This window comes from Microbacterium sp. cf046, assembly GCF_900114345.1.
Classification (GTDB): Bacteria; Actinomycetota; Actinomycetes; order Actinomycetales; family Microbacteriaceae; genus Microbacterium.
Map to the genome: position 1 here is coordinate 144,493 of NZ_FOZJ01000002.1, position 20,325 is coordinate 164,817.

Annotated in this window: 20 protein-coding genes; 9 read left to right on the forward strand and 11 right to left on the reverse strand. The window is 69.9% G+C overall.

Annotated elements, in window-relative coordinates:
• Positions 1-48: 48 nt before the first annotated feature.
• On the forward strand, positions 49-561 hold the full coding sequence (locus BM349_RS06850; RefSeq protein ID WP_091705446.1) for an OsmC family protein: 513 nt from the start codon (positions 49-51) through the stop codon (positions 559-561).
• Here BM349_RS06850 and BM349_RS06855 read toward each other — a convergent pair.
• Positions 530-1,312: a lysophospholipid acyltransferase family protein gene (locus BM349_RS06855; RefSeq protein WP_254773775.1), complete on the reverse strand. Its 783-nt coding sequence runs from the start codon at positions 1,310-1,312 to the stop codon at positions 530-532. The two genes, BM349_RS06850 and BM349_RS06855, sit on opposite strands and share 32 nt — an antisense overlap.
• Before the next feature lie 115 nt (positions 1,313-1,427).
• Between BM349_RS06855 and BM349_RS06860 the strand changes: the two genes are divergently transcribed.
• Positions 1,428-2,378, forward strand: a complete 951-nt coding sequence (locus BM349_RS06860; protein ID WP_091705450.1) for an FKBP-type peptidyl-prolyl cis-trans isomerase — start codon at positions 1,428-1,430, stop codon at positions 2,376-2,378.
• 18 nt (positions 2,379-2,396) lie between these two features.
• Here the strand turns inward: BM349_RS06860 and BM349_RS06865 are convergent, their stop codons facing one another.
• Genes BM349_RS06865 through BM349_RS06880 form a run of 4 tightly spaced genes read right to left on the reverse strand, consistent with a single transcriptional unit; the run spans position 2,397 to position 5,617 of the window.
• Positions 2,397-3,143: an HPr family phosphocarrier protein gene (locus tag BM349_RS06865; protein WP_091707172.1), complete on the reverse strand. Its 747-nt coding sequence runs from the start codon at positions 3,141-3,143 to the stop codon at positions 2,397-2,399.
• Position 3,144: 1 nt separating this feature from the next.
• Entirely contained in the window at positions 3,145-3,807 is a 663-nt protein-coding gene (gene dhaL, locus BM349_RS06870) for a dihydroxyacetone kinase subunit DhaL (protein ID WP_091705453.1), read from the reverse strand.
• 17 nt (positions 3,808-3,824) lie between these two features.
• The gene (dhaK, locus tag BM349_RS06875) at positions 3,825-4,817 is read right to left on the reverse strand and encodes a dihydroxyacetone kinase subunit DhaK (RefSeq protein ID WP_091705455.1); all 993 of its coding nucleotides are present in this window, start codon (positions 4,815-4,817) and stop codon (positions 3,825-3,827) included.
• 26 nt (positions 4,818-4,843) lie between these two features.
• Complete coding sequence (locus BM349_RS06880; RefSeq protein WP_091705458.1) at positions 4,844-5,617, reverse strand: MIP/aquaporin family protein; 774 nt, start codon at positions 5,615-5,617, stop codon at positions 4,844-4,846.
• Positions 5,618-5,759: 142 nt separating this feature from the next.
• Here BM349_RS06880 and BM349_RS06885 point away from each other — a divergent pair, with 142 nt between their 5' ends.
• Both BM349_RS06885 and dxr read left to right on the forward strand, forming a co-directional pair.
• Positions 5,760-6,533 (forward strand): IclR family transcriptional regulator, encoded by a 774-nt coding sequence (locus BM349_RS06885; protein ID WP_091705460.1) that lies wholly within the window; start codon positions 5,760-5,762, stop codon positions 6,531-6,533.
• A 22-nt stretch (positions 6,534-6,555) separates the two neighbouring features.
• Entirely contained in the window at positions 6,556-7,650 is a 1,095-nt protein-coding gene (gene dxr / locus BM349_RS06890) for a 1-deoxy-D-xylulose-5-phosphate reductoisomerase (RefSeq protein WP_091705464.1), read from the forward strand.
• A 2-nt stretch (positions 7,651-7,652) separates the two neighbouring features.
• Here dxr and BM349_RS06895 read toward each other — a convergent pair whose 3' ends face one another.
• Entirely contained in the window at positions 7,653-9,272 is a 1,620-nt protein-coding gene (locus BM349_RS06895) for a Mur ligase family protein (RefSeq protein WP_175525228.1), read from the reverse strand.
• Between the two features lie 104 nt (positions 9,273-9,376).
• On the opposite strand from BM349_RS06895, the gene BM349_RS06900 reads away from it, so the two are divergent.
• From BM349_RS06900 to BM349_RS06910, 3 genes are all read left to right on the forward strand, one after another.
• A complete protein-coding gene (locus tag BM349_RS06900; protein WP_091705468.1) occupies positions 9,377-10,720 on the forward strand; it encodes a M50 family metallopeptidase in 1,344 nt (447 codons plus the stop codon).
• Positions 10,721-10,804: 84 nt separating this feature from the next.
• Positions 10,805-11,173: a YciI family protein gene (locus BM349_RS06905; RefSeq protein WP_091705469.1), complete on the forward strand. Its 369-nt coding sequence runs from the start codon at positions 10,805-10,807 to the stop codon at positions 11,171-11,173.
• Positions 11,170-12,423, forward strand: coding sequence for an RNA polymerase sigma factor (locus BM349_RS06910; RefSeq protein WP_091705472.1), 1,254 nt, complete (start codon positions 11,170-11,172; stop codon positions 12,421-12,423). Before BM349_RS06905 ends, BM349_RS06910 begins: the two co-directional genes overlap by 4 nt.
• A gap of 34 nt (positions 12,424-12,457) precedes the next feature.
• Here BM349_RS06910 and BM349_RS06915 read toward each other — a convergent pair whose 3' ends face one another.
• Positions 12,458-14,443 carry an anthranilate synthase family protein gene (locus tag BM349_RS06915; protein WP_091705474.1) on the reverse strand — a complete coding sequence of 662 codons (1,986 nt, stop codon included), beginning with the start codon at positions 14,441-14,443 and terminating at the stop codon, positions 12,458-12,460.
• Between the two features lie 232 nt (positions 14,444-14,675).
• On the opposite strand from BM349_RS06915, the gene ispG reads away from it, so the two are divergent.
• Positions 14,676-15,827: a flavodoxin-dependent (E)-4-hydroxy-3-methylbut-2-enyl-diphosphate synthase gene (ispG, locus tag BM349_RS06920; RefSeq protein WP_175525229.1), complete on the forward strand. Its 1,152-nt coding sequence runs from the start codon at positions 14,676-14,678 to the stop codon at positions 15,825-15,827.
• Positions 15,828-15,839: 12 nt separating this feature from the next.
• Here ispG and BM349_RS06925 read toward each other — a convergent pair whose 3' ends face one another.
• Positions 15,840-16,859 carry a 1-aminocyclopropane-1-carboxylate deaminase gene (locus BM349_RS06925; RefSeq protein ID WP_091705478.1) on the reverse strand — a complete coding sequence of 340 codons (1,020 nt, stop codon included), beginning with the start codon at positions 16,857-16,859 and terminating at the stop codon, positions 15,840-15,842.
• Positions 16,860-16,978: 119 nt separating this feature from the next.
• Here BM349_RS06925 and BM349_RS06930 point away from each other — a divergent pair, with 119 nt between their 5' ends.
• Positions 16,979-17,518: a pyridoxamine 5'-phosphate oxidase family protein gene (locus BM349_RS06930; protein WP_091705480.1), complete on the forward strand. Its 540-nt coding sequence runs from the start codon at positions 16,979-16,981 to the stop codon at positions 17,516-17,518.
• A 35-nt stretch (positions 17,519-17,553) separates the two neighbouring features.
• Here BM349_RS06930 and BM349_RS19030 read toward each other — a convergent pair whose 3' ends face one another.
• From BM349_RS19030 to BM349_RS06945, 3 genes are read right to left on the reverse strand one after another with little or no spacing between them, the layout of a single operon-like run.
• On the reverse strand, positions 17,554-18,120 hold the full coding sequence (locus tag BM349_RS19030) for an acyltransferase (RefSeq protein WP_091705483.1): 567 nt from the start codon (positions 18,118-18,120) through the stop codon (positions 17,554-17,556).
• Positions 18,117-19,049, reverse strand: coding sequence for a glycoside hydrolase family 16 protein (locus tag BM349_RS06940; RefSeq protein WP_091705485.1), 933 nt, complete (start codon positions 19,047-19,049; stop codon positions 18,117-18,119). The genes BM349_RS19030 and BM349_RS06940 overlap by 4 nt, the downstream gene beginning before the upstream one ends.
• On the reverse strand, positions 19,046-20,323 hold the full coding sequence (locus tag BM349_RS06945) for a hypothetical protein (protein ID WP_091705488.1): 1,278 nt from the start codon (positions 20,321-20,323) through the stop codon (positions 19,046-19,048). The genes BM349_RS06940 and BM349_RS06945 overlap by 4 nt, the downstream gene beginning before the upstream one ends.
• Between the last annotated feature and the right edge of the window lie 2 nt (positions 20,324-20,325).

Below are 20,325 nucleotides of genomic sequence, written 5' to 3' on the forward strand. Positions count from 1 at the left end.
CAGCCTACCGCCGGTCATCGACTCATCCCCGCGTGTCAGACTGAGGGAATGTTCGGCGAACACCGCTACGCGCTCCGCACGACTTGGACCGGTGACCGGGGCAGCGGCACCAGCGGATACCGCGACTACGATCGCTCGAGCACGATCCGCATCGACGGCAAGCCCGCGCTGCTCGCATCGTCGGACAAGCCCTTCCGTGGAGATCCTGAGCGCTGGAACCCCGAGGACCTGCTGCTGGCCGCATTGAGCGAGTGCCACCTGCTGTCGTATCTGCACGCGTGCGTGCAGGCCGGCGTCATCGTCGTCGGGTACCACGACGACGCATCGGGCCTGATGGTCGAGGACGGCCGCGGCGGCGGGGCATTCCGCGAGGTGGTGCTTCGGCCGCACGTTCTCGTGGCCGACGCGTCGATGGTGGATGCCGCGACCTCGGCGCACCGGCAGGCGAACGAGTGGTGCTTCATCGCGAACTCGGTGAACTTCCCGGTGCGCCATGAGCCCACGATCGCCGTGGCGCCGCCGGCGGGCCCTAGCGACGCTCGTGCGGGAGCACCTGCCTGATCCGCTCGATCGGGTTGTGGGCGGGTGCCTCGTTGTAGGCGTTCGCGAGCTCCTGGCCGGAGAGGGCGTGGATCGCGGTCATGATGTCGTCCGTCGCCAGGCGACGGGCCTTCCCGGACTCGGCGGGCCCGTGGTGGGCCAGGTCCAGCGGTTCGCCGAACTTGACCGTGACGCGTTCGCGCAGCGACGGGAACTTCGCGCCCACCGGCATCACCTTGTCGGTGCCGATCAGCCCCACCGGCACGACCGGCGCGCCGGTCTGCAGGGCGAGGAACGCGACGCCGGTGCGCCCCTTGTACAGCCTTCCGTCCAGCGACCGGGTGCCCTCCGGATACAGTGCGACGGCGTTGCCGGCATCCAGCAGCTGGCGCTGCTGATCGAGCGCGTCCAGAGCCGCCTGCCCCGCTCCGCGCTTGACCGGTACGGCGCCGATCGCCGTGAAGAACTCGCGCGAGAACCACCCCGAGACTCCGGAACCGTCGAAGTAGCTCGACTTCGCGAGGAAGTGCACGGGGCGCGGCGCTGCGACCGGAATGGCGATCGAATCGATGAAGGACAGATGGTTGCTGGCGAAGATGACCGGCCCCGACTTCGGGACGTTCCCCTTGCCCTCGACGTGCGGCCGGTACACGATGCGTGCCAGGGGGGCGACGACGAATCGACCGAAGCCGTAGGTCGCGCCCATCTGCCGAACGGCAGGTTCAAGGGGGGAGTCGGCTTCACGGGGTTCGGGAGTGTCCTCGGAAGTCACCCGTTGAGGGTACTCCCGAATCCATTCCGACGCGGGCATGCCGTTTCTCAGCAGAGACAGAGGAATCATGGGGGAGGATGGAGACTCCCCCTTCTTTTTATCTTCGAGGTTCACTGTGCGCATTCGTCCGATCGTCGCTCTGTCCGCCTTCGCCGTGTCCGCCGTTCTGCTGGCCGGATGCTCGGCAGGATCGCCCGACAGCGAAGCGAGCCCCACCGCGACGGCGGTCGCCGACCTCTGCGACTCCGCGGCACCCTCGGGGGAGGCATCCGAGGCGGTCACCGTCGAGGGCGAGGTCGGCACCCCGCCGACCGCGACGTTCGATCTCCCGCTGGAGATCACCGAGATCCAGCGGACCGTCGTCGACGAGGGACCGGACGAGCTCACCGGCGGCGAGTTCATCGAGTACGCGTACTCGGTGTTCGACGCCGAGACCGGCGAGAGCCTTGCGACGGTAGGCTACGAGCCCGGTGAGACCCTGCCGCAGCAGGTGTCCGCCGAAAGCGGCGGCCAGCTGTTCGGATGCGCCGGTGCGGGTTCGCGCATCGTCGCGGCCGCCCCTGCCGGCGACACGACGCCTGCCGTGGTCTATGTGATCGACATCCTGTCGGTGGTGCCGATCGCGGCGTGGGGCGAGGAGCAGCCGCCCGTTGCGGGGAGCCCGACCGTCGAACTCGCCGAGAACGGCGCGCCGACGATCACGCTGCCCGCGGGCGACGCCCCGACGGCCACCCAGGTCGACGTCCTCAAGAAGGGCGACGGGGCGACGGTCCAGACCGGCGACACCGTGCTGGTCCAGTACACCGGCGTCAAGTGGTCTGACGGCACCGTCTTCGACTCGACGTGGGAGAAGGGCGGGGTCCCGACCACGTTCGCGACCACCGGAGTGGTCGCCGGCTTCCAGAAGGCGCTCGAGGGTCAGACCGTCGGCTCCCAGGTGCTCGTCGTCATCCCGCCCGTGGACGGCTACGGCGAGGGTGAGATCAACGACACCGACCTCGTGGGTGAGACCCTGGTCTTCGTCGTCGACATCCTCGGCACCCAGCGCGCGGTGCCCGCTCAGTAGCGAGAGCGCGTGCGGCGATCAGACCTCGCCGAACCCGTCCGCGACCAGCTGTTGGAGTTCGCTGATCACCCCGGCGGCGTCGGGCCCGGTCGCATCGATGCGCACGCGGGCACCCTGCCCCACCCCCAAGGACATCAGCGAGATCAGGCTGGCCCCCGACGCCGGACCCTTGCCGGTGCCCAGATCGGTGACCGTCACCGCGGCGTCGTGGCGTCCGACGGCCTTGACGAACACGGCAGCCGGGCGGGCGTGCAGGCCCGACGGGTTGCGGATGACGCCGGTGAACGACGCTGCGACGGCGTCCGGGGCCGCGCCGCGTTCGGCGTCCGCGACACCCGCAGCGGCCTGAACCGAGGCGCCGGCGGTGCCCTCGAGCTGGGCCGCCTTGCCCTCGAGCGCCCGGCGGGCTTCGGCATCCACCGCGTCGAGGGTCGCTCCACTGCCCGCGACCACCACGGCGGCGATCAGGCCCTCCACGAACGGGGCGGCGCTGAGTCGCACCGGTGCGCCGGAGGCGGCGAACTCGAGCGCCATGCCCGCGCTGAGGATGGCCGACCCGAGATCCATCAGCACGAGCACCCCGTCGGCCGTTGCGACCTCGTCGATGGCCGCTGCGATCGCGACCGCATCCGTGCCGGTCGCTCCGCCACCGGCGCCCGCGGCGATGCGCACGGCGGGCGGATCATCGCCGCCCATCTCGAGCGCGAGGTCCACGGCGGCCCGAGCGAGGGCAGGGGAGTGCGAGACGACGACGATTCCGATCACGTCAGCCTCCGAGGGCATCCGCGAGCGCGCGGAAGAGCAGGGTCGTGGATGCCGCGCCGGGATCGAGGTGTCCGGCGCTGCGCTCGCCCAGGTAGCTCGCACGGCCCTTGCGTGCCACGAGCGGCACTGTCGCATCCCGGCCGACCTCGGCGGCGGCGAGCGCGGCGGCCGACGCATCGGCCGGCGAGCCGCCGGCCGCGACCGACACATCCCACGCGTCGACGGCCGGCGACATCGCATCGAACATCGTCTTGTCGCCGAGCTCCGCTTTGCCCCGGGCGACGATTCCGTCCAGCCCGGCGCGCAGCGCCGCGCCGAGTCCTGCGGCGTCGAGGGTCGTGACAGCCCCGGCGCTCATGCCGAACCGCAGGAAGAACGTGCCGTACAGCGGTCCGCTGGCCCCGCCCACGCTCGTCACGAGTGTCATGCCGACGGCCTTGAACAGGTCAGCCACGCTCGCCGGGCCATCACCGTCGCCCTCGGCGGCATCGAGCTTCGCCGCGACTGCCGTCATGCCCCGTGCCATGTTCGCACCGTGGTCGGCGTCGCCGATCACCGAGTCCAGCTCGGTGAGCTCGGTCTGGTGCTCGGCGACGAGCCCCTGGAAGCGGCGGAGCCAGTCGGTCAGCTGATCGATCGTGACGGTGCTCGGTGCGACGGTCATGGCGGCGGTATCCCCTCTCACGCGCCCCAGCGCAGCCCGGGCGTGACGACAGGAGCATCCCACAGGCGCAGCAGTTCGTCATCCGCCTTCAGGACGGTGAGCGAGCATCCGGCCATGTCGAGGCTCGTGATGTAGTTGCCGACGAGGTTCCGCTCGATCGACACCCCAGCGGCCTCCAGCAGCGGCACGACCTCTCCGTACATGAGGTACAGCTCGATCAGCGGGGTGCCGCCCAGCCCGTTCAGCATGACGATCGCAAGTCCGCCCGCGTCGAAGTCGTGGACGATCGGGTCGACCAGCATGGCGGCGATCTCCTTCGCGCTCGCGAGCGGCACGCGATGACGTCCCGGCTCGCCGTGGATGCCGACTCCGACCTCCATCTCGTCCTCGGGGAGGTCGAACGTGGGCTTGCCGGCGGCCGGCACGGTGCAGCTGGTCAGCGCGACGCCCATCGAGCGCCCGTTCGCGTTCACGCGCTGGGCGAGCTCCACCACGGCGTCGAGGTCGTAGCCCTCTTCGGCCGCGGCGCCGACGATCTTCTCCAGGAGCACGGTGGTGCCGACGCCCCGGCGCCCGGCGGTCCACGTCGAGTCCTCGACCGCGACATCGTCGTTCACGACGACCGATGCGACACGCACGCCCTCCGCCTCGGCCAGCTCCGCGGCCATCTCGAAGTTGAGCACGTCGCCGGTGTAGTTCTTCACGATGTGCAGCACTCCCGCTCCGGCGTCGACCGCCTGGGTGGCGGCGAGCATCTGGTCGGGGGTGGGGGAGGTGAACACCTCGCCGGCGCATGCGGCGTCCAGCATCCCGGTGCCGACGAAGCCGCCGTGCAGGGGCTCGTGCCCGGATCCGCCGCCGGAGATCAGCGCGACCTTGCCGGGCCGGGTCGCTTCGCCGCGGTAGATCACGCGGTTCTCGAGGTCGACCCGCAGTTCGGGATGCGCCGCCGCCACGCCCTTGAGGGAGTCGGCGAGCACCGCGGAGGCGTCGTTGATGAACTTCTTCATGTTCGGGTTCCTTTGGAGAGTGAGGTTCAGGCGACCGGGAGGGATTCAGCCGGGTCGGATTGCGATGCCTTCGCGCGGTCGGCCGCGGTGTGGGCGATGAAGCCGAAGAGCACGCCGCCGACGATTCCGCCGAGCAGTTCTGCGCTGAGGTAGACGGGCAGCTGCTCCCACGCCACGGTGCCGCCGGCGATCTGCTGGACGAGCATCGGGCCGATCGTGCGGGCCGGGTTGATGGACGCGCCGGTGATGGGGGCCACCGGGATGATCGCGGCGAACACGACGAAGCCGATCACGAGGCCTGCCCAGCCGAGGGCCGCCTTGCGGTAGATGACGCCGAAGATGCCGAAGACGAGCAGGAACGTGCCCATGAACTCCGCGAAGAACGCCTGCAGCCAGGGGGTGTCGGGCCCGTACGACGCCACGCCGAGTCCGAGGTCGCTCGCGGCCTGCCCCATGACGCCGATGATGATGCCGGCGCCGAGGATGGCACCCAGCACCTGGGCGATCATGTAGGGCGCCACGAGCCTCCAGGGGAACTTGCCGGTGACCGCGAGCGCGAGCGTCACCGCGGGATTGATGTGGTTGCCCGAGATGTATCCGAACACGTACACCGTCACGACGACGATGAGCGCGAACGAGAGCGAGATGAAGCCGAGCTCGGCGCCGGTGAACGGCTCACCGTCCGCTCCGCCTCGGGCCAATGCCAGTGCGGGCACCGACCCGACGCCGACGAACACGAGGAATGCGGTGCCGAGGAACTCAGCAGCCAGCTTCTGCCAGAGCTTGTTCTCGTCGTCCATGAAGTTCTCCTTTGAACCGGGTAATTGTCGAACTACTTTCGACATTGTCGAATATGCTCCGTAAAGTGAGCCATTGTCAAGCACCAGACATGAATGCGCTAGGGTTCACCAGGCGGGATGCCGTGGCAAAGGAGGTACGGGCATGATCCAGTCGATCGATCGTGCGGCGCACATCCTGTCGAGCCTCCAGGGCGCGCGGCACCTCGGCATTACCGAGCTCGCCGCAATCCTCGACCTGCCGCCGTCGACGGTGCATGGTCTCGTGAAGTCGCTGCAGCAGCACGGCCTGGTCGCCAAGGAGCCGGGCACGAGTCGCTACATGCTGGGGCCCGCGCTGCTCAAGCTGTCGAACGTCTACCTCGACACGCTCGACGTACGGGCACGGGCGATGCGGTGGACCGCCGAGCTGGCTCGCCGCACCGGCTGCGCGACACGGCTCGGCGTGCCGCTGTTCGACGAGGTGATCGTGATCCACCACAACCGGCGCCCCGACGGCTCGGAGCAGATGCCCGAGATCGGCGTCACGATCCCCGCGCACGCGACGGCACTTGGCAAGGTGCTGCTCGCCTACGATCCGAACGTCGCCGATCCGCTCCTGGCGGGCGAGCTCCGCAGTCTCACCGGATCCACGATCACCGATCCGGCCGATCTGGCCGTGCAGCTGGCACAGATCGTGGAGCGCGGGATCGCGCACGAGGAGGACGAGGCCGTGCTCGGCGAGTCCTCGATCGCGGCGCCGATCGCAGACAGGTCGGGTCAGGTCGTGGCCGCGATCTCGGTCGTGATGCCGACGAGCGAGTATCCCCCGGGCGACACGGTCCTCAACGACCTGCGCGAAGCGGCCCGCAATGTCTCGCGGGAGCTCGGCGCGCCGACCTGGCCTCCGGCGGTCGCACCGCGAGGGTCCGACGACTGACCCGGTCGATAGGCTCGCTTGCATGCGCCGCGTCATCGTCCTCGGATCCACAGGCTCGATCGGCACCCAGGCCCTCGAAGTTATCCGCGCGAACCCGCGCCGCTTCGAGGTGGTCGGGCTGTCCGCGGCCACCAACGTGGCCGCGATGCAGGCGCAGGCGGAGCAGTTCCAGGTCGAGTTCACCGCGCTGGGGGCGGAGGAGGCCGAGCAGCTCGTGCGCGATGTCGAGGCGGATGTCGTGCTCAACGGCATCACCGGCTCGGTCGGCCTCGGGCCGACGCTCGCGGCACTCGAGACCGGGCGCACGCTCGCCCTGGCGAACAAGGAGTCGCTCATCGTCGGCGGCGACCTCGTCACCGCGATCGCGCAGCCCGGTCAGATCGTCCCGGTCGACTCCGAGCACTCCGCGATCGCGCAGGCCCTGCGAAGCGGGGACCGCGCCGAGGTTCGGCGCCTCGTGCTCACGGCATCCGGCGGTCCCTTCCGGGGTCGATCGCGGGCATCACTGGAACACGTCACTCCCGCCGAGGCGCTCGCCCACCCCACCTGGGACATGGGACGCGTGGTCACGACGAACTCCGCGACGCTCGTGAACAAGGGCCTCGAAGTGATCGAGGCGCATCTGCTGTTCGACGTCGCGTACCACCACATCGACGTCGTCGTGCACCCGCAGTCGATCGTGCACTCGATGGTCGAGTTCGTCGACGGCTCCACGATCGCCCAGGCGTCTCCGCCCGACATGCGCCTGCCGATCTCGCTGGGGCTGGACTGGCCGAACCGGGTCGGCGGCGTCGGGCACCCGCTCGACTGGACGGTCGCGGCATCCTGGACGTTCGAGCCCCTGGACGAGGACGCCTTTCCCGCGGTGCGGCTGGCGAAGAAGGTCGGGCGCGCGGGCGGCACCTATCCCGCGGTGTTCAACGCCGCGAACGAGCAGGCCGTCGACGCGTTCCACGAAGGCCGGCTGAGCTTCCTCGGCATCGTGGAGCTCATCGAGCGCGTCGTCGACGCGCACGACCCGGACGCGACCTCGGGCGGCACGATCACGCGGGAGTCGCTCGCCGAGGCGGAGCGCTGGGCGAGGGATGCCGCGGACCGCGCCATCGCCGCAGTCTGAGTTCAGTCGGGGTACGGCACGGGCCAGTGCGGCTCGGGAACCGGCCAGCCCGCATCCCGGAGCGCCCGGCGGGCGAGTTCGCGGGCCGAGTACGGCGTCCGAACCCCGCGGATGTCCCGGTAGTCCTGGTGTCCCGGCCCTGCCCACAGGATCGCGTCACCGTCGCCGACGAGTTTGACGGCCTCCACGATCGCCACCTCCGGCGGCGAGTACTCGTGGATCTCGGCATCCGGCCGCGCCCGACGGGCGCCCTCGATGAGGGTCGCGCGGATCGAGTCGATGTCCTCGAAGCGCGGGTGGTGGTCGGTGACGACGAGGATGTCGCTGCCTTCGACAGCCGTGCGGCCCATGTCGTGCCGCTTGGTGGCATCGCGGTCGCCGTCTGCTCCGAACAGCATCAGGACCTTGCCCGGCGTCACCCGCCGCACCGCGGCCAGGGTCTTCTCGAACGCGTCGGGGGAGTGCCCGAAATCGACGTAGACCGCAGGCCCGCGATCGCCTGAGACGCGCTCGGTGCGACCTGGGAGGTACGCCCGGATGCCGCCGTCCCGCCCGAGTGCGTCCACGATCCGATCCCATTCGTACCCGGCCTCGAGCATCATCACGATCGCGAGGCCGGCGTTCGCGGCCATGTGGCGGCCGATGACCGGGACGATCGTGGTCAGCGTGCGACCGTCCGTCGAGGACAGGCGGAACTCGGTGCCGACCTGCCGTTCGTCGAGGATCTCGACGGTCCAGTCGGCGTCCGCGGCTGCGCCGGGATCCGTGGCGATCGCGGGGGTGCCGACGGTCACGAACGGAACCTCGCACCGCGCGATGACCTCTATCGCGGCCGAGGAGTCCAGGGAGATGACGGCGCGGCGTGAGCGGTCGGGGAGGAACAGCGGCAGCTTCGCCTCGAAGTACTCGCGCATGTCCGCGTAGTCGTCGAGGTGGTCGTGCGTGAGGTTCGTGAACGCCGCGACATCGAACACGAGACCGTCGACCCGTCGGCGACTGAGCGCCTGCGCGCTCACCTCGACGGCGACCGCCTCCACGCCGCGCTCGCGCATGAGCGCGAGCAGCGCGTGCATCTCATAGGCCTCCGGGGTGGTGAGGCGCGACACGATGACCTGCCCCGCGATGTGCCGCTCGGCGGTCGAGGACAGCCCGGTCACGACACCGAGCTGGCCGAGGATTCCCTCCAGCAGGTGCGAGACGCTCGTCTTTCCGTTCGTGCCGGTGGTCCCGAACAGCAGCGGCAGGTCGTCGTCGCGGCCGGTGCCGTACACCCAGGCGGACAGGTCGCCGAGCAGCCCGCGTGGATCCTCCACGATGATCACGGGAAGCCCGGTCGCCTCTGCGGCATCCGCGCCATCGGCATCCGTCACGACGGCGACGGCGCCCTTCGCGGCTGCGGCGCCGGCGAACTCCGCACCGTGGCGATTGAGCCCGCGCGCCGCGACGAACACATCGCCGGGGCGGAGGTCGGCGGTAGCGAGCGTGAGCCCGGTGAGTGTCGCACCGCTCAGATCTCCCCGCGTGTCGAGCGCGAAACGCCCCGCGAGGTCCTCGAGGGTGTGGACCGGTGGATCGTCCGGCCGCAGCACGGGGGGCAGGTGGGAGGGAGCATCGTTCGCCATGGCGGATCCATCCTCTCATCCGCCGCTCGTGGCCGACGGCTCCGCCCGGGCATGGAGAGGCGGTCGCTCGGCCAACTCAAAGCCACCGGCGGTAGCGTGTGCGTGTGACAGTGATCGCGTTCGTCATCGGCATCGTCCTCATGGTCGTGGGGCTCGCTGTGTCGATCGCGCTGCACGAGCTCGGCCACCTGGTACCGGCCAAGAAGTTCGGCGTGCGGGTCGGCCAGTACATGATCGGGTTCGGCCCGACCCTGTGGTCGAAGCGGATCGGCGAGACGCAGTACGGCTTCAAGGCGATTCCGCTCGGCGGCTACATCTCGATGGCGGGCATGTACCCGCCCTCGCCGAAGGAGCGCGAAGCGGCGGCGGCCGGACACCGCACGGGTCGCGCCGGCGGCGGGTTCTTCGCCACGATGGTGCAGGATGCCCGCACCGCCAACGACGAGACGCTCGTGGGCGGCGAGGACGATCACGTCTTCTACAGGCTTCCGGTCTGGAAGCGCGTCGTCATCATGCTCGGCGGGCCGGTGATGAACCTGCTCTTCGCGATCGTCCTGTTCGCGATCCTGCTCTCCGGCATCGGCGTGCAGACCGCCACCACCACCGTCGACAGCGTCAGCGAGTGCGTCATCCCCGCCGACGCCGGACGCACCGAGTGCACCGCCTCGGATCCGGTCGCTCCGGCTGCCGCGGCCGGGCTGCTTCCCGGCGATGTGATCGTCGAGGTCGACGGCCAGCAGATCGCCTCGTTCGCCGAAGCGTCGGCGATCATCCGCTCTTCGCCCCGGGAGCCGCTGACGATCGTGATCGAGCGCGATGGGGAGCAGCAGAGCATCACCCTCACCCCCGCGGCGATCGATCAGCCTGTGACGGATGCGGCAGGGCAGCCCGTGCTGGATGCGAACGGCGATGTGCAGACGCAGGAGGTGGGCTTCGCCGGCATCCGGCAGGAGGTCGAGTACCTGCGACAGCCGATCTGGGCCGGCCCCGCCGCGGCCTTCGAGAACGTCGGTGCCGTCGCCGGGATCATCTGGCAGCTTCCGATCAAGGTGTACGAGACCGCGGTCACGCTGGTCACGCGCGGTGAGCGCGACCCGAACGGTCCCCTCAGCATCGTCGGCGCCGGCATCCTGTCCGGTGAGGTGGCCGCCGCGGAGGCGCCGATCCTGAACCGGGTCGCCGGGTTCCTGGGGCTCCTGGCCTCGCTGAACATCGCCCTGTTCGTCTTCAACCTCATCCCGCTGCTGCCGCTGGACGGCGGGCACATCGTGGTCGCGCTGTGGGACGGGATCAAGCGCACGTGGGCCAAGATCTTCCATCGTCCGCCGCCGAAGCCGGTCGATGCGACCAAGCTCGTGCCTGTGACGTTCGTCGTCGTGATCGCGCTGATCGTGATGGGCGCCGTGCTGATCCTCGCGGACATCTTCAACCCGGTCTCGCTCTTCTGACACGAATTCCGGGATGAGTGTCGAATTCGGGGTTGCCCGTTCGCTGTAGGGGTGAAACGGTTCCCATGACGAAAGGACACGACCGTGAAGTACGTCATCATGTTCACATCCACGCCCGAGCTCGACGCAGCGGTGGCACCTGAGCACGCCGAGCAGGTCTACCGGCGCGTCTACGAGTGGTTCGGCACCCACGCCGACCAGATCTCCGACTCGGGGGCCGAGCTGCAGCCGGTGACGACCGCGACGACCGTCACCCACGGCGGCGAAGCGCCCGTCGTCGCCGACGGGCCGTTCTCCGAGGCCAAGGAGGTCATCGGAGGGTTCAGCGTGCTGGACGTCGAGGACCTCGACGCGGCGATCGCGATCGTCAAGACGTGGCCGATGCTCGAGCTGCCGGGCAACTCGGTCGAGATCCGCCCCATGGTGGTCGATTACAGCCACATGGAGCAGTGAGCGAGACGGATGCCGCGGCGCCGGACTCGGGGGAGCACCGGGCCGCGGCATCCGATCGCGAGCTCGCGCGCGTGCTCCGCGAGGAGTCCGCGCGCATCGTCGCGGCGCTGACCGGCTGGCTCGGCAGTCTCGATCTCGCCGAGGAATCGGTGGCCGAGGCGATCGAGGAGGCGGTACGGGAATGGCGCGCCCGCGGTGTGCCGCCCAATCCCGGCGGGTGGCTCACTCAGGCGGCGCGACACAACGCCCTCGATCGGATGCGGCGCGAGAAGCGCTTCCGCGAGAAGCTCGCGCTGCTGGCCGATCCCGAGGAGAGGACCCCCGGGCCGGCCGATGATGAGCCCGACGAGCGCCTTCCGCTGCTGTTCGGATGCTGTCACCCCGCCCTCTCGCCCGACGCGCAGCTCGCGCTGACGCTCCGGGCGATCTGCGGCCTGACCACCACGCAGATCTCGCGAGCGACGCTCACCCCGTCCGCGACCGTCGCGCAGCGCATCGTGCGCGCGAAGCGCAAGATCGGAGCCACGGGCATCCCGCTGCGCATCCCCGAGGGTGCCGAGCGCGCCGAACGCCTCGACATCGTGCTGACGGTCATCTCGGTGATGTACAGCGAAGCCCACCTCGTCGCAGGCGGTGACGCCTCCGCCGACCGTGATCTCGCCGACGACGCCGTCTGGCTCGCGCGGGTGGTCGCGCACGCGCTGCCGCGGGAGGCCGAGGCCCAGGGACTGCTCGCGCTGCTGCTGTTCCACCGGGCGCGCGAAGGGGCGCGGTCGGTCGACGGCGAACTCGTGCTGCTCGCCGACCAGGACCGCAGCCGCTGGGATCGGGGTCTGATCGCCGAGGCGCAGACGGTGCTGGAACGCGCCGCGCTGCTGCGTCGCCCCGGGCGCTGGCAGCTGCACGCCGCGATCGCGGCATGCCATGCGGATGCCGGGTCCGGCGACGCGACCGACTGGCTGCAGGTACTCACGCTCTACAACATGCTCCTCGCATACGACCGGTCTCCGATCGTGCTGCTGAACCGTGCGGTCGCCGTCGCAGAGATCGACGGGCCGCGGGTCGCACTGGACGAGGTGGACGCCCTGCGCGATTCCCTGACCGGATACCACCTCTGGCACGCGGTGCGCGCGCGCATGCTCCGCGGGCTCGGGCGGGACGAAGAGGCGCTCGCCGAGGATCTGTGCGCGCTCGAGCTCACCGCGAATGAGGCGGAGCGCCGCCTGCTCGAGGGTCGCATCGGGGGGTGAGGCGCGGCATCCTCGCGATCCGCCGCTGCGCAGGTCAGGCGTCGACGGGGGAGAGCGCCGTCGCGACGAGGCGCTCGAGCGTGGCCATGCCGTCCCGGGACAGGATCGACTCGAGGTGACCCTGCACCGAGGCGAACCCCGGCCCGCGCAGCGCGTACACGTCGCCGGTGGCAGGGTCGGCTGCGACCTCGGCCACGTCGACGATCGTGGTGCCGGGCAGCACACGCGCCGTGAACGTGTTGTAGAAGCCGATCGATGCGGGAACCCCGAAGATGTCGACCGTCTTCTGCAGCCCCTGGTGCGGCGCATCCAGCGGCGCGAGGTCGATGCCGAACGTCCGCGCGAGGATCTGATGGCTCAGGCACACCGCCAGCAGGGGCCTTCCCGATTCGCGTCGCCGTGCGACGACCTCTCTCATGCGCCGCATCCGCGCCGTGCTCGGATCACGCGGATCGCCGGGTCCGGGGCCCGAGACGATCAGCTCGGCGCCGTCGATCTGCTCGTCGGTGATCTCGCTCCACGGGATGATCTCGACGCGCAGGCCGAGATGGCGCAGTTGATGGGCGAGCATCGTGGTGAATCGGTCCTCCGCGTCCACGACGAGCGCCGATCGGCCCCGGAACGGACCACCGGCGGCCAGTGCGTCCTGCGGATTCAGCCAGAAGGAGGCCAGGCGGGCGTTTCGGGAGGCGAGCAGGGTCTCGATGTCCGCATCGTCGGCGAGCGCGCGGGGTTCGGCCGCGGGTGCGTCCTCGTCGATCGCGCCTGCGGGCAGCACCGGGCCGGCCGGGCGATCCCTTCCCGGGCTCCGCCCCAGACCCTCGGCTTGCTGGCGCGCGCCCCGAGGGATCGCCCCGATCGCCCCGAGCACCCCGGCGGCCTTCCCGTGCGTCTCGCTGACCTCGCCGTACGGATCGGAATGGCGCACGAGCGTCGCGCCGACCGGAACTCGCAGCCTCCCGCCGGTGAGATAGGCCGTCCTGATCAGGATCGGCGCGTCGAGGTCGTGCGTGGACTCGCCGGGCAGGATCGCGTCGGTTCGCGGGGTGAACAGGGCCGCGACGCCGGAGTAGTAGCCGCGCGGAGTGCGCTCGTGCCGGGTGATCACCGTGCACGCGTTCTGCATCGGCGAGCCGGTCACGGTCGGGGCGAACATCGTCTCGCGCAGGATGTCGCGCGGGTCCAGCCTGCTGCGACCGCGCAGCACGTACTCGGTGTGCGTGAGGCGGGACATCTCCTTCAGATGCGGACCCGTGATGCGTCCGCCGTCCGAGCACACCGCGCTCATCATCTTGAGCTCCTCGTCCACGACCATGAAGAGCTCCTCGGTCTCCTTCGTCGATTCCAGGAACTCGGTCAGCGTCTGCACTGTCGCGCCGCCCTCCGGGTGACGGAACGTGCCGGAGATCGGGTTCATCGTCACGACGCCGTCGCGCGCGCTCACGTGCGCTTCCGGGCTCGCCCCGACCGCGACGTGGCCGGGGGTGACGACGGCGAAGGTCCAGTAGGCGCCGCGCTCGTGCTCGAGCAGCGCGCGGAACCAGGTCAGCGCCGCGGTCGCGGCATCCGTTTCCACCCCCGCGGTGAAATCGCGCCGGATCACGAAGTTCGCGCCCTCGCCGAGTCCGATCTCGTCCGCGATGACCCGCCGCACGATCTCGGCGTAATCGTCGTCGGCGATGTCGAAGTCCGCGTCGGTGAGCGGGACCGGCGCCGAGGGGAAGCCGGCGAGGACGGCCTCCCGATCGAGCACGGAGCGCTCCCGCACCACGAGGCACCGCAGGGGAGCGCCGTCGTCGTGGCATTCGAACCCGCGCTCGCGCACCTGCCGGAACGGGACGAGGGCGAGCAGCTCCTGGGGAGACCCGGCCGCATCGGTGAGCGGGATGTCGGCGAGCAGGTCGACGTCCACGACGTCGCCGGTGAGCAGCTCGACCGTCGCGGCGTCGCGGGCGATGAGTGCGAACGGGATGCCGCGCTCGGCGAGTTCGATCAGAGCGGCGGGACCGGCGTCGGTCATCGGGGCCTCCGGTGTGGGGCGGGCGGTCGCCATGAAACGAAAAGACCGCCCAGGGGCGGTCTGTGGTCTGGGAACGCGAACACACCGCCTAGGAGGCGGGCCACCAGGTGAGGTTCGCGAGCATGCGGTCACGATATCAGACGGGCGGATGCCGTAATCGCCGTGGACCCGCGCCCTGACGGGTTCCTCGACCCCCAGCCCGCGCTCGGCCGCGGGTCGTAGGCTGGAGTACGTGCCAGCAGTCAATCTCGGGATGCCCAAGGTCCCCGAAACCCTCGCCCCCCGCCGCAAGTCCCGGCAGATCAGAGTGGGCAAGGTCCTCGTCGGGGGCGGCGCACCGATCAGCGTCCAGTCGATGTGCACGACGCCCACGACGAACATCAACGGAACGCTCCAGCAGATCGCCGAGCTGACGGCATCCGGCTGCGAGATCGTGCGGGTCGCGGTGCCGTCGCAGGACGACGCGGACGTGCTGCACATCATCGCGAAGAAGAGCCAGATCCCGGTGATCGCCGACATCCACTTCCAGCCGAAGTACGTCTTCCAGGCGATCGACGCAGGGTGCGCCGCGGTCCGTGTGAATCCGGGGAACATCCGCAAGTTCGACGACCAGGTTGGAGAGATCGCGAAGGCGGCGAAGGATGCCGGCGTATCGCTGCGCATCGGCGTCAACGCCGGATCGCTCGACCCGCGACTGCTGCAGAAGTACGGCAAGGCGACGCCCGAAGCCCTCGCCGAGAGCGCGCGCTGGGAGGCGAGCCTGTTCGAGGAGCACGACTTCCACGATTTCAAGATCTCGGTCAAGCACAACGATCCGGTCATCATGGTGCAGGCGTACCGACTGCTCGCGGCGATGGGCGACTGGCCGCTGCACCTCGGGGTGACCGAGGCCGGGCCCGCGTTCCAGGGGACGATCAAGAGCGCCACCGCGTTCGGCATCCTGCTCGGCGAGGGCATCGGCGACACGATCCGCGTCTCCCTCTCCGCGCCGCCGGCCGAGGAGGTCAAGGTCGGCCACCAGATCCTGCAGTCCCTGAACCTTCGCGAGCGCAAGCTCGAGATCGTCTCGTGCCCGTCCTGCGGGCGCGCTCAGGTCGACGTGTACACGCTCGCCGACGACGTGACCGAGGGCCTGAAGGACATGACCGTGCCGCTGCGCGTGGCCGTCATGGGCTGCGTCGTCAACGGACCCGGCGAGGCCCGCGAGGCCGACCTCGGTGTGGCGTCGGGCAACGGCAAGGGGCAGATCTTCGTGAAGGGTCAGGTCATCAAGACCGTGCCCGAGGCCGACATCGTCGCGACGCTGATCGAGGAGGCCAATCGCCTCGCTGCCGAGATGGGCCCGGATGCGGCGATCGGAACGGCTCAGGTCGTCACGAGCTGACCTGCGCTCGGGCTACGGCCAGAGCGAGTGGTACGCGTTGATCGCGGGCTGACCGCCGAGGTGCGCGTACAGCACGTTCGAGTCCCTCGGGATGTCTCCGCTGCGGACGAGATCGATCAGGCCGGCAAGGGACTTGCCCTCGTACACGGGATCCGTGATCATCGCCTCGAGCTGCGCGCCGAGCGCCATGGCATCCATCGTCGAATCGACGGGCAGGCCGTACAGCTCGCCCGCCCAGCCCTCCAGCACCTGGATCTCGTCGTCACGCAGGTCGCGGCCCAGTTCGATCAGCTCCGCGGTGTTGCGGGCGATGCGCTCGACCTGGTCGGTGGTCTTCTGGAGCGTGGCCGATGCGTCGATGCCGAGCACGCGCCGTCTGACGCCGGTGAGGTCTTCGAGGGCCGCGAATCCGGCGATCACTCCGGCGTGGGTCGACCCCGTCACCGTGCAGACGATGATCGTGTCGAACCTGATGCCGAGCGCCTTCTCCTGCTCGGCGACCTCGAACGCCCAGTTCGCGAACCCGAGACCGCCGAGCGGGTGCTCGGACGCGCCGGCCGGGATCGGATAGGGCTTGCCGCCGGATGCCTCGACCTCGGCGAGTGCGTTGCGCCACGAGTCGCGCACGCCGATGTCGAAGCCGGCGTCGTCGAGGCGCGAGTCCGCGCCCATCATGCGCGAGAGGAGGATGTTGCCGACCTGGTCGTTGGTCGGGTCGTCCCACGGCACCCACTTCTCCTGCACCAGTCGAGCCTTGAGGCCGAGGTGGGCGGCGACGGCCGCGACCTGTCGGGTGTGGTTGGACTGGTAGCCGCCGATCGAGACGAGGGTGTCGGCGCCGGAGGCGAGGATGTCCGGCACGATGTACTCGAGCTTGCGGATCTTGTTGCCGCCGTAGGCCAGGCCGCTCGAGACGTCCTCTCGCTTCGCCCAGACCTGGGCGCCGCCCAGGTGCTGGGTCAGGCGCCTCAGGTGCTGCAGCGGGCTCGGCCCGAAGGTGAGCGGGTAGCGCGGGAATTCGGCGAGCTTCATGGCTGGTCCTCGGGTCGTGTCGGGTCGGGTCGTCGATGGGACGGCTCCGCCACGATGGTACCGGCATGCAATATATTGCGTCCAATCGTGATCATTCTCCGAAGTCCTAGACTCGCGGAATGGGCAAGGTCTTCGAGGGAATCGATGGGAGTCTCGCCGACTGGATCGGCGAGCAGCACGTGTTCTTCGTTGCCACGGCGCCGCTGTCCGCAGAGGGGCTGGTCAATGTCTCGCCCCGCGGTCTGGACTCGCTCAGCATCCTGGACGAGCACACCGTCGCGTGGCTCGACCTGACCGGCAGCGGGGCGGAGACCATCGCGCATGTCACCGAGAACGGCCGGATCTGCCTGATGTTCTGCTCCTTCGACTCGCGCCCGCGCATCGTCCGCCTGCACGGCCGGGGGCGGGTCGTCCTGCCCGGGGACGAGCTGTTCGCCCGCGTCGAGCGCGAGCACGCGGGCCACGTCGGGGCGCGTGCGGTCATCGTGGTGGATGTCGAACGCATCGCGGACTCGTGCGGCTGGGGTGTTCCGGTGATGGACTTCGTGGAGGAACGCGACATCATGCGGCCGTGGGCACTGAAGAAGGGGCCGGACGGTCTTGCCGAATACCGAGCGGAGAAGAACGCGCGGTCGCTCGACGGGCTGCCGGCGCTCTGATCGAACGCGTGGCGACGGCTGACTCCGGAGCTCGCTCAGCCCGCCGCCGCGAGCATCGCGGGTGTCTCATCGAGCGTGCGGATGAGGCGAGCAGGCACGCCACCGTACACACCGCCCGAGGGAAGGTCGCGTGTCACGACGCCGCCCGCGGCGACGATCACGTCGTCGCCGATCGTGACGCCTGGGAGGACGGTCACGTGCGCGCCGAGCCAGCAGCGGTCGCCGATCGTGATCGGCGCGCTGCGGGGTGCGTGATCGACGCCGCCCGGCCCGACGCCGTGCGAGCTCGTGATGAGGGTCACGAACATCGCGATGTGGCAGTCCTCGCCGATGCGGATCGGCGCGACCGCCTCGAAGTAGCACCATACGTTGACGGAGGTTCCGACGCCGATGCTGATGTCGCGGCTTCCCGTGAACGTGCAGCGCCACTTGATCTTCGGCGTGCGCACGTCGAAGCCGCGCATGCGGAGGATCGCGTACCGGAGCGCCCGGGGGCACAGCGGCGAACCGGCGATGCTGTTGGTGATGAACGACCGCCATCCCCAGGACATGTCCTCGGCGAGGCTGCGGCCCAGCTGGCGCGCGCGTTCGGCGTTGGTCATCGCTCCGCTCCCGTGTCGTCGTACGTCGTCCCGATCGGGGTTTCGCCGATCTGATCCGCCGGCGTGTAGGAGATCCAGTCGATCACCATCTCCGACGTCTCCGGGGTGGTGCTGTCGGGATCGCCCGGCCAGTTGCCGCCGACGGCGAGACTGAACAGGGCGTGCGTGGGATCGTCGAACACCCATCGTCCGGGCAGCGGGACGTCCCACTCCTCGACGTCCATCACGACCTGGTCGTCGATGGCGATGATCACGCGGCCGGGCCGCTTCTCCACCGTGTAGACGTGGAAGTCCTGGGACAGCGGCACGGGCATGTCGACCCCCTCGTTGAGCGCCCAGTGGTCGGAGGCGCCGGTCGGACCGTGCAGGTGATGCGCGCTGCGCGTCGTCGTGTTCGGGGTCTCGACGATGTCGATCTCGCCCGCCGCGGGCCATCCGACCGTCGTGACCTTGTCGCCGAGCAGCCAGAACGCCGGAAGGAGCCCCTGGCCGTCGGGCAGCTTGATGCGCGCCGAGAGGCGCCCGTACCCGAACGACCACTTGCCCTGGGTCGTCAGCCGTCCCGAGGTCGGGGTGCCGCCGTCAGCTGGAACGGTGGCGGTGAGGACGAGGGCGCCATCGCCGTCGAGTGCCACGGCGTCCTCGGTGTACTCCTGCAGCTCCTCGTTGCCCCATCCGCCGCCACCGGTCTGTATCGACCAGACATCCGGGTTCGGTTCGGATCCGGCCGCGCCGTCGAAGTCGTCGAACAGCCGCGTGGAGTCGGTGTAGCGCTGGCCGGGGAACGAGAAGCCGGTGAACCACCACAGTCCGCCGAGCACCAGAGCGAGCACGACGATGGCGGCGAGCAATGCCCAACCCAGCCGTCGGCGCCGAACCCGCCCAGCGGCCGGCGTCGGGACAGGAGGCGGCGATGTCGTCATGGTCATGGCAGCAGTCCCTTCGGATCCCGACAGAGAAGTTCGCAGGCTTGCTCGACCTTTCCTCGGTCGAAGAGCGAACTGTCGAAACTCACCGATACGTTCATGCGTCGCCGCAGGACAGCCGTCAGCGCGGTGATGCCGTTGCGAGCCGCGGGATCGACCGAAACCCGCACCGTCGGGGTCTCCGTCGCCCAGGGCAGGGGCTCCAGCGCGCGGAGGAAGCCCATGTCGCTGACGATGGGATACGCCGCTGCCGCGATGTCGGACGTGGACGCGCGGCGCCACGGCTGCGAGAGCAGCCCGACGGTCAGCGCCGCGAGCGGGCGGCCGACGTGCAGATCGCGCGTGAAGCGCGCTCCCGCGGCGTCCACGCCGCCCATCACGGAGACCGGCTGGCCGACGACGAAGTTCGCGAGAGTGGACCGCCCGGACGGCAGGTACCGGCGCAGATCGACGAGGATCGCGCCCTCGTCCATGACCGGCACGCCGACTCGCTCGAGCGCGGCGCGAAGGGCGAACATCATCGCAAGCGTGGGCGGGACCCGCCCCCGGCTCCACGAAGCGAGCGCTCGGAAGGTCTGCGGCTCCATGATCGTGGTGACGAGATCGAGCGACCCACGCTGCGCGGAGACCGTCGGCCCGACGTATTCCGACCGCGCATCGTGACGCCGGGAATCGACGAGCGCGGCGACCCGAGCGGGGTGGCGCCCGAACGTCGCCGCAAGGGCGGCCCGCAGCGGATCCCTGTCGTCCGCTGATGCGAACACCGACGGGACGCCCTTGCCTGCAAGCACACCCGCGGTGAGCATGACGCTGAGGAACCCGTCGCCGAGGCGATGGTCGATGCACAGTGATGCCCGGTCCGTGCCGAGGAACACCGTGAACGGAAGGTCGGGATCGGCGGCATCGCGCAGCCGCGGCAGACCCGCATCCCCCGTGAGGTGAAGCGGGAGCTCCTTGACCATCCGCTCTGCCTGTCGGTCGAGTTCGTCCGGTGCATAGCGCCAGGAGTCGCCGTCGAACATCCTGCCCGCCCGAGCCGACGATCCGAAGCCGATGAGCGTGCGCACGGCGGCGACCACGTCGGCCCTGTCGGGCACGTCGAGCGGCTCGAGCTCGACACTGATGCGCACACCGGCCGAGAGCCGGTCGCGCGCCAGCAGGCGACCGGATGCCGCCGTCCCGGCATCCGATCGCATCGGCGCGCCCACCTCGGCGATGCCGGACCCCTCGCTCGAGGCATCGGATGCGCCGGTCTGCTTCTGATCCTGGAGCACCACGA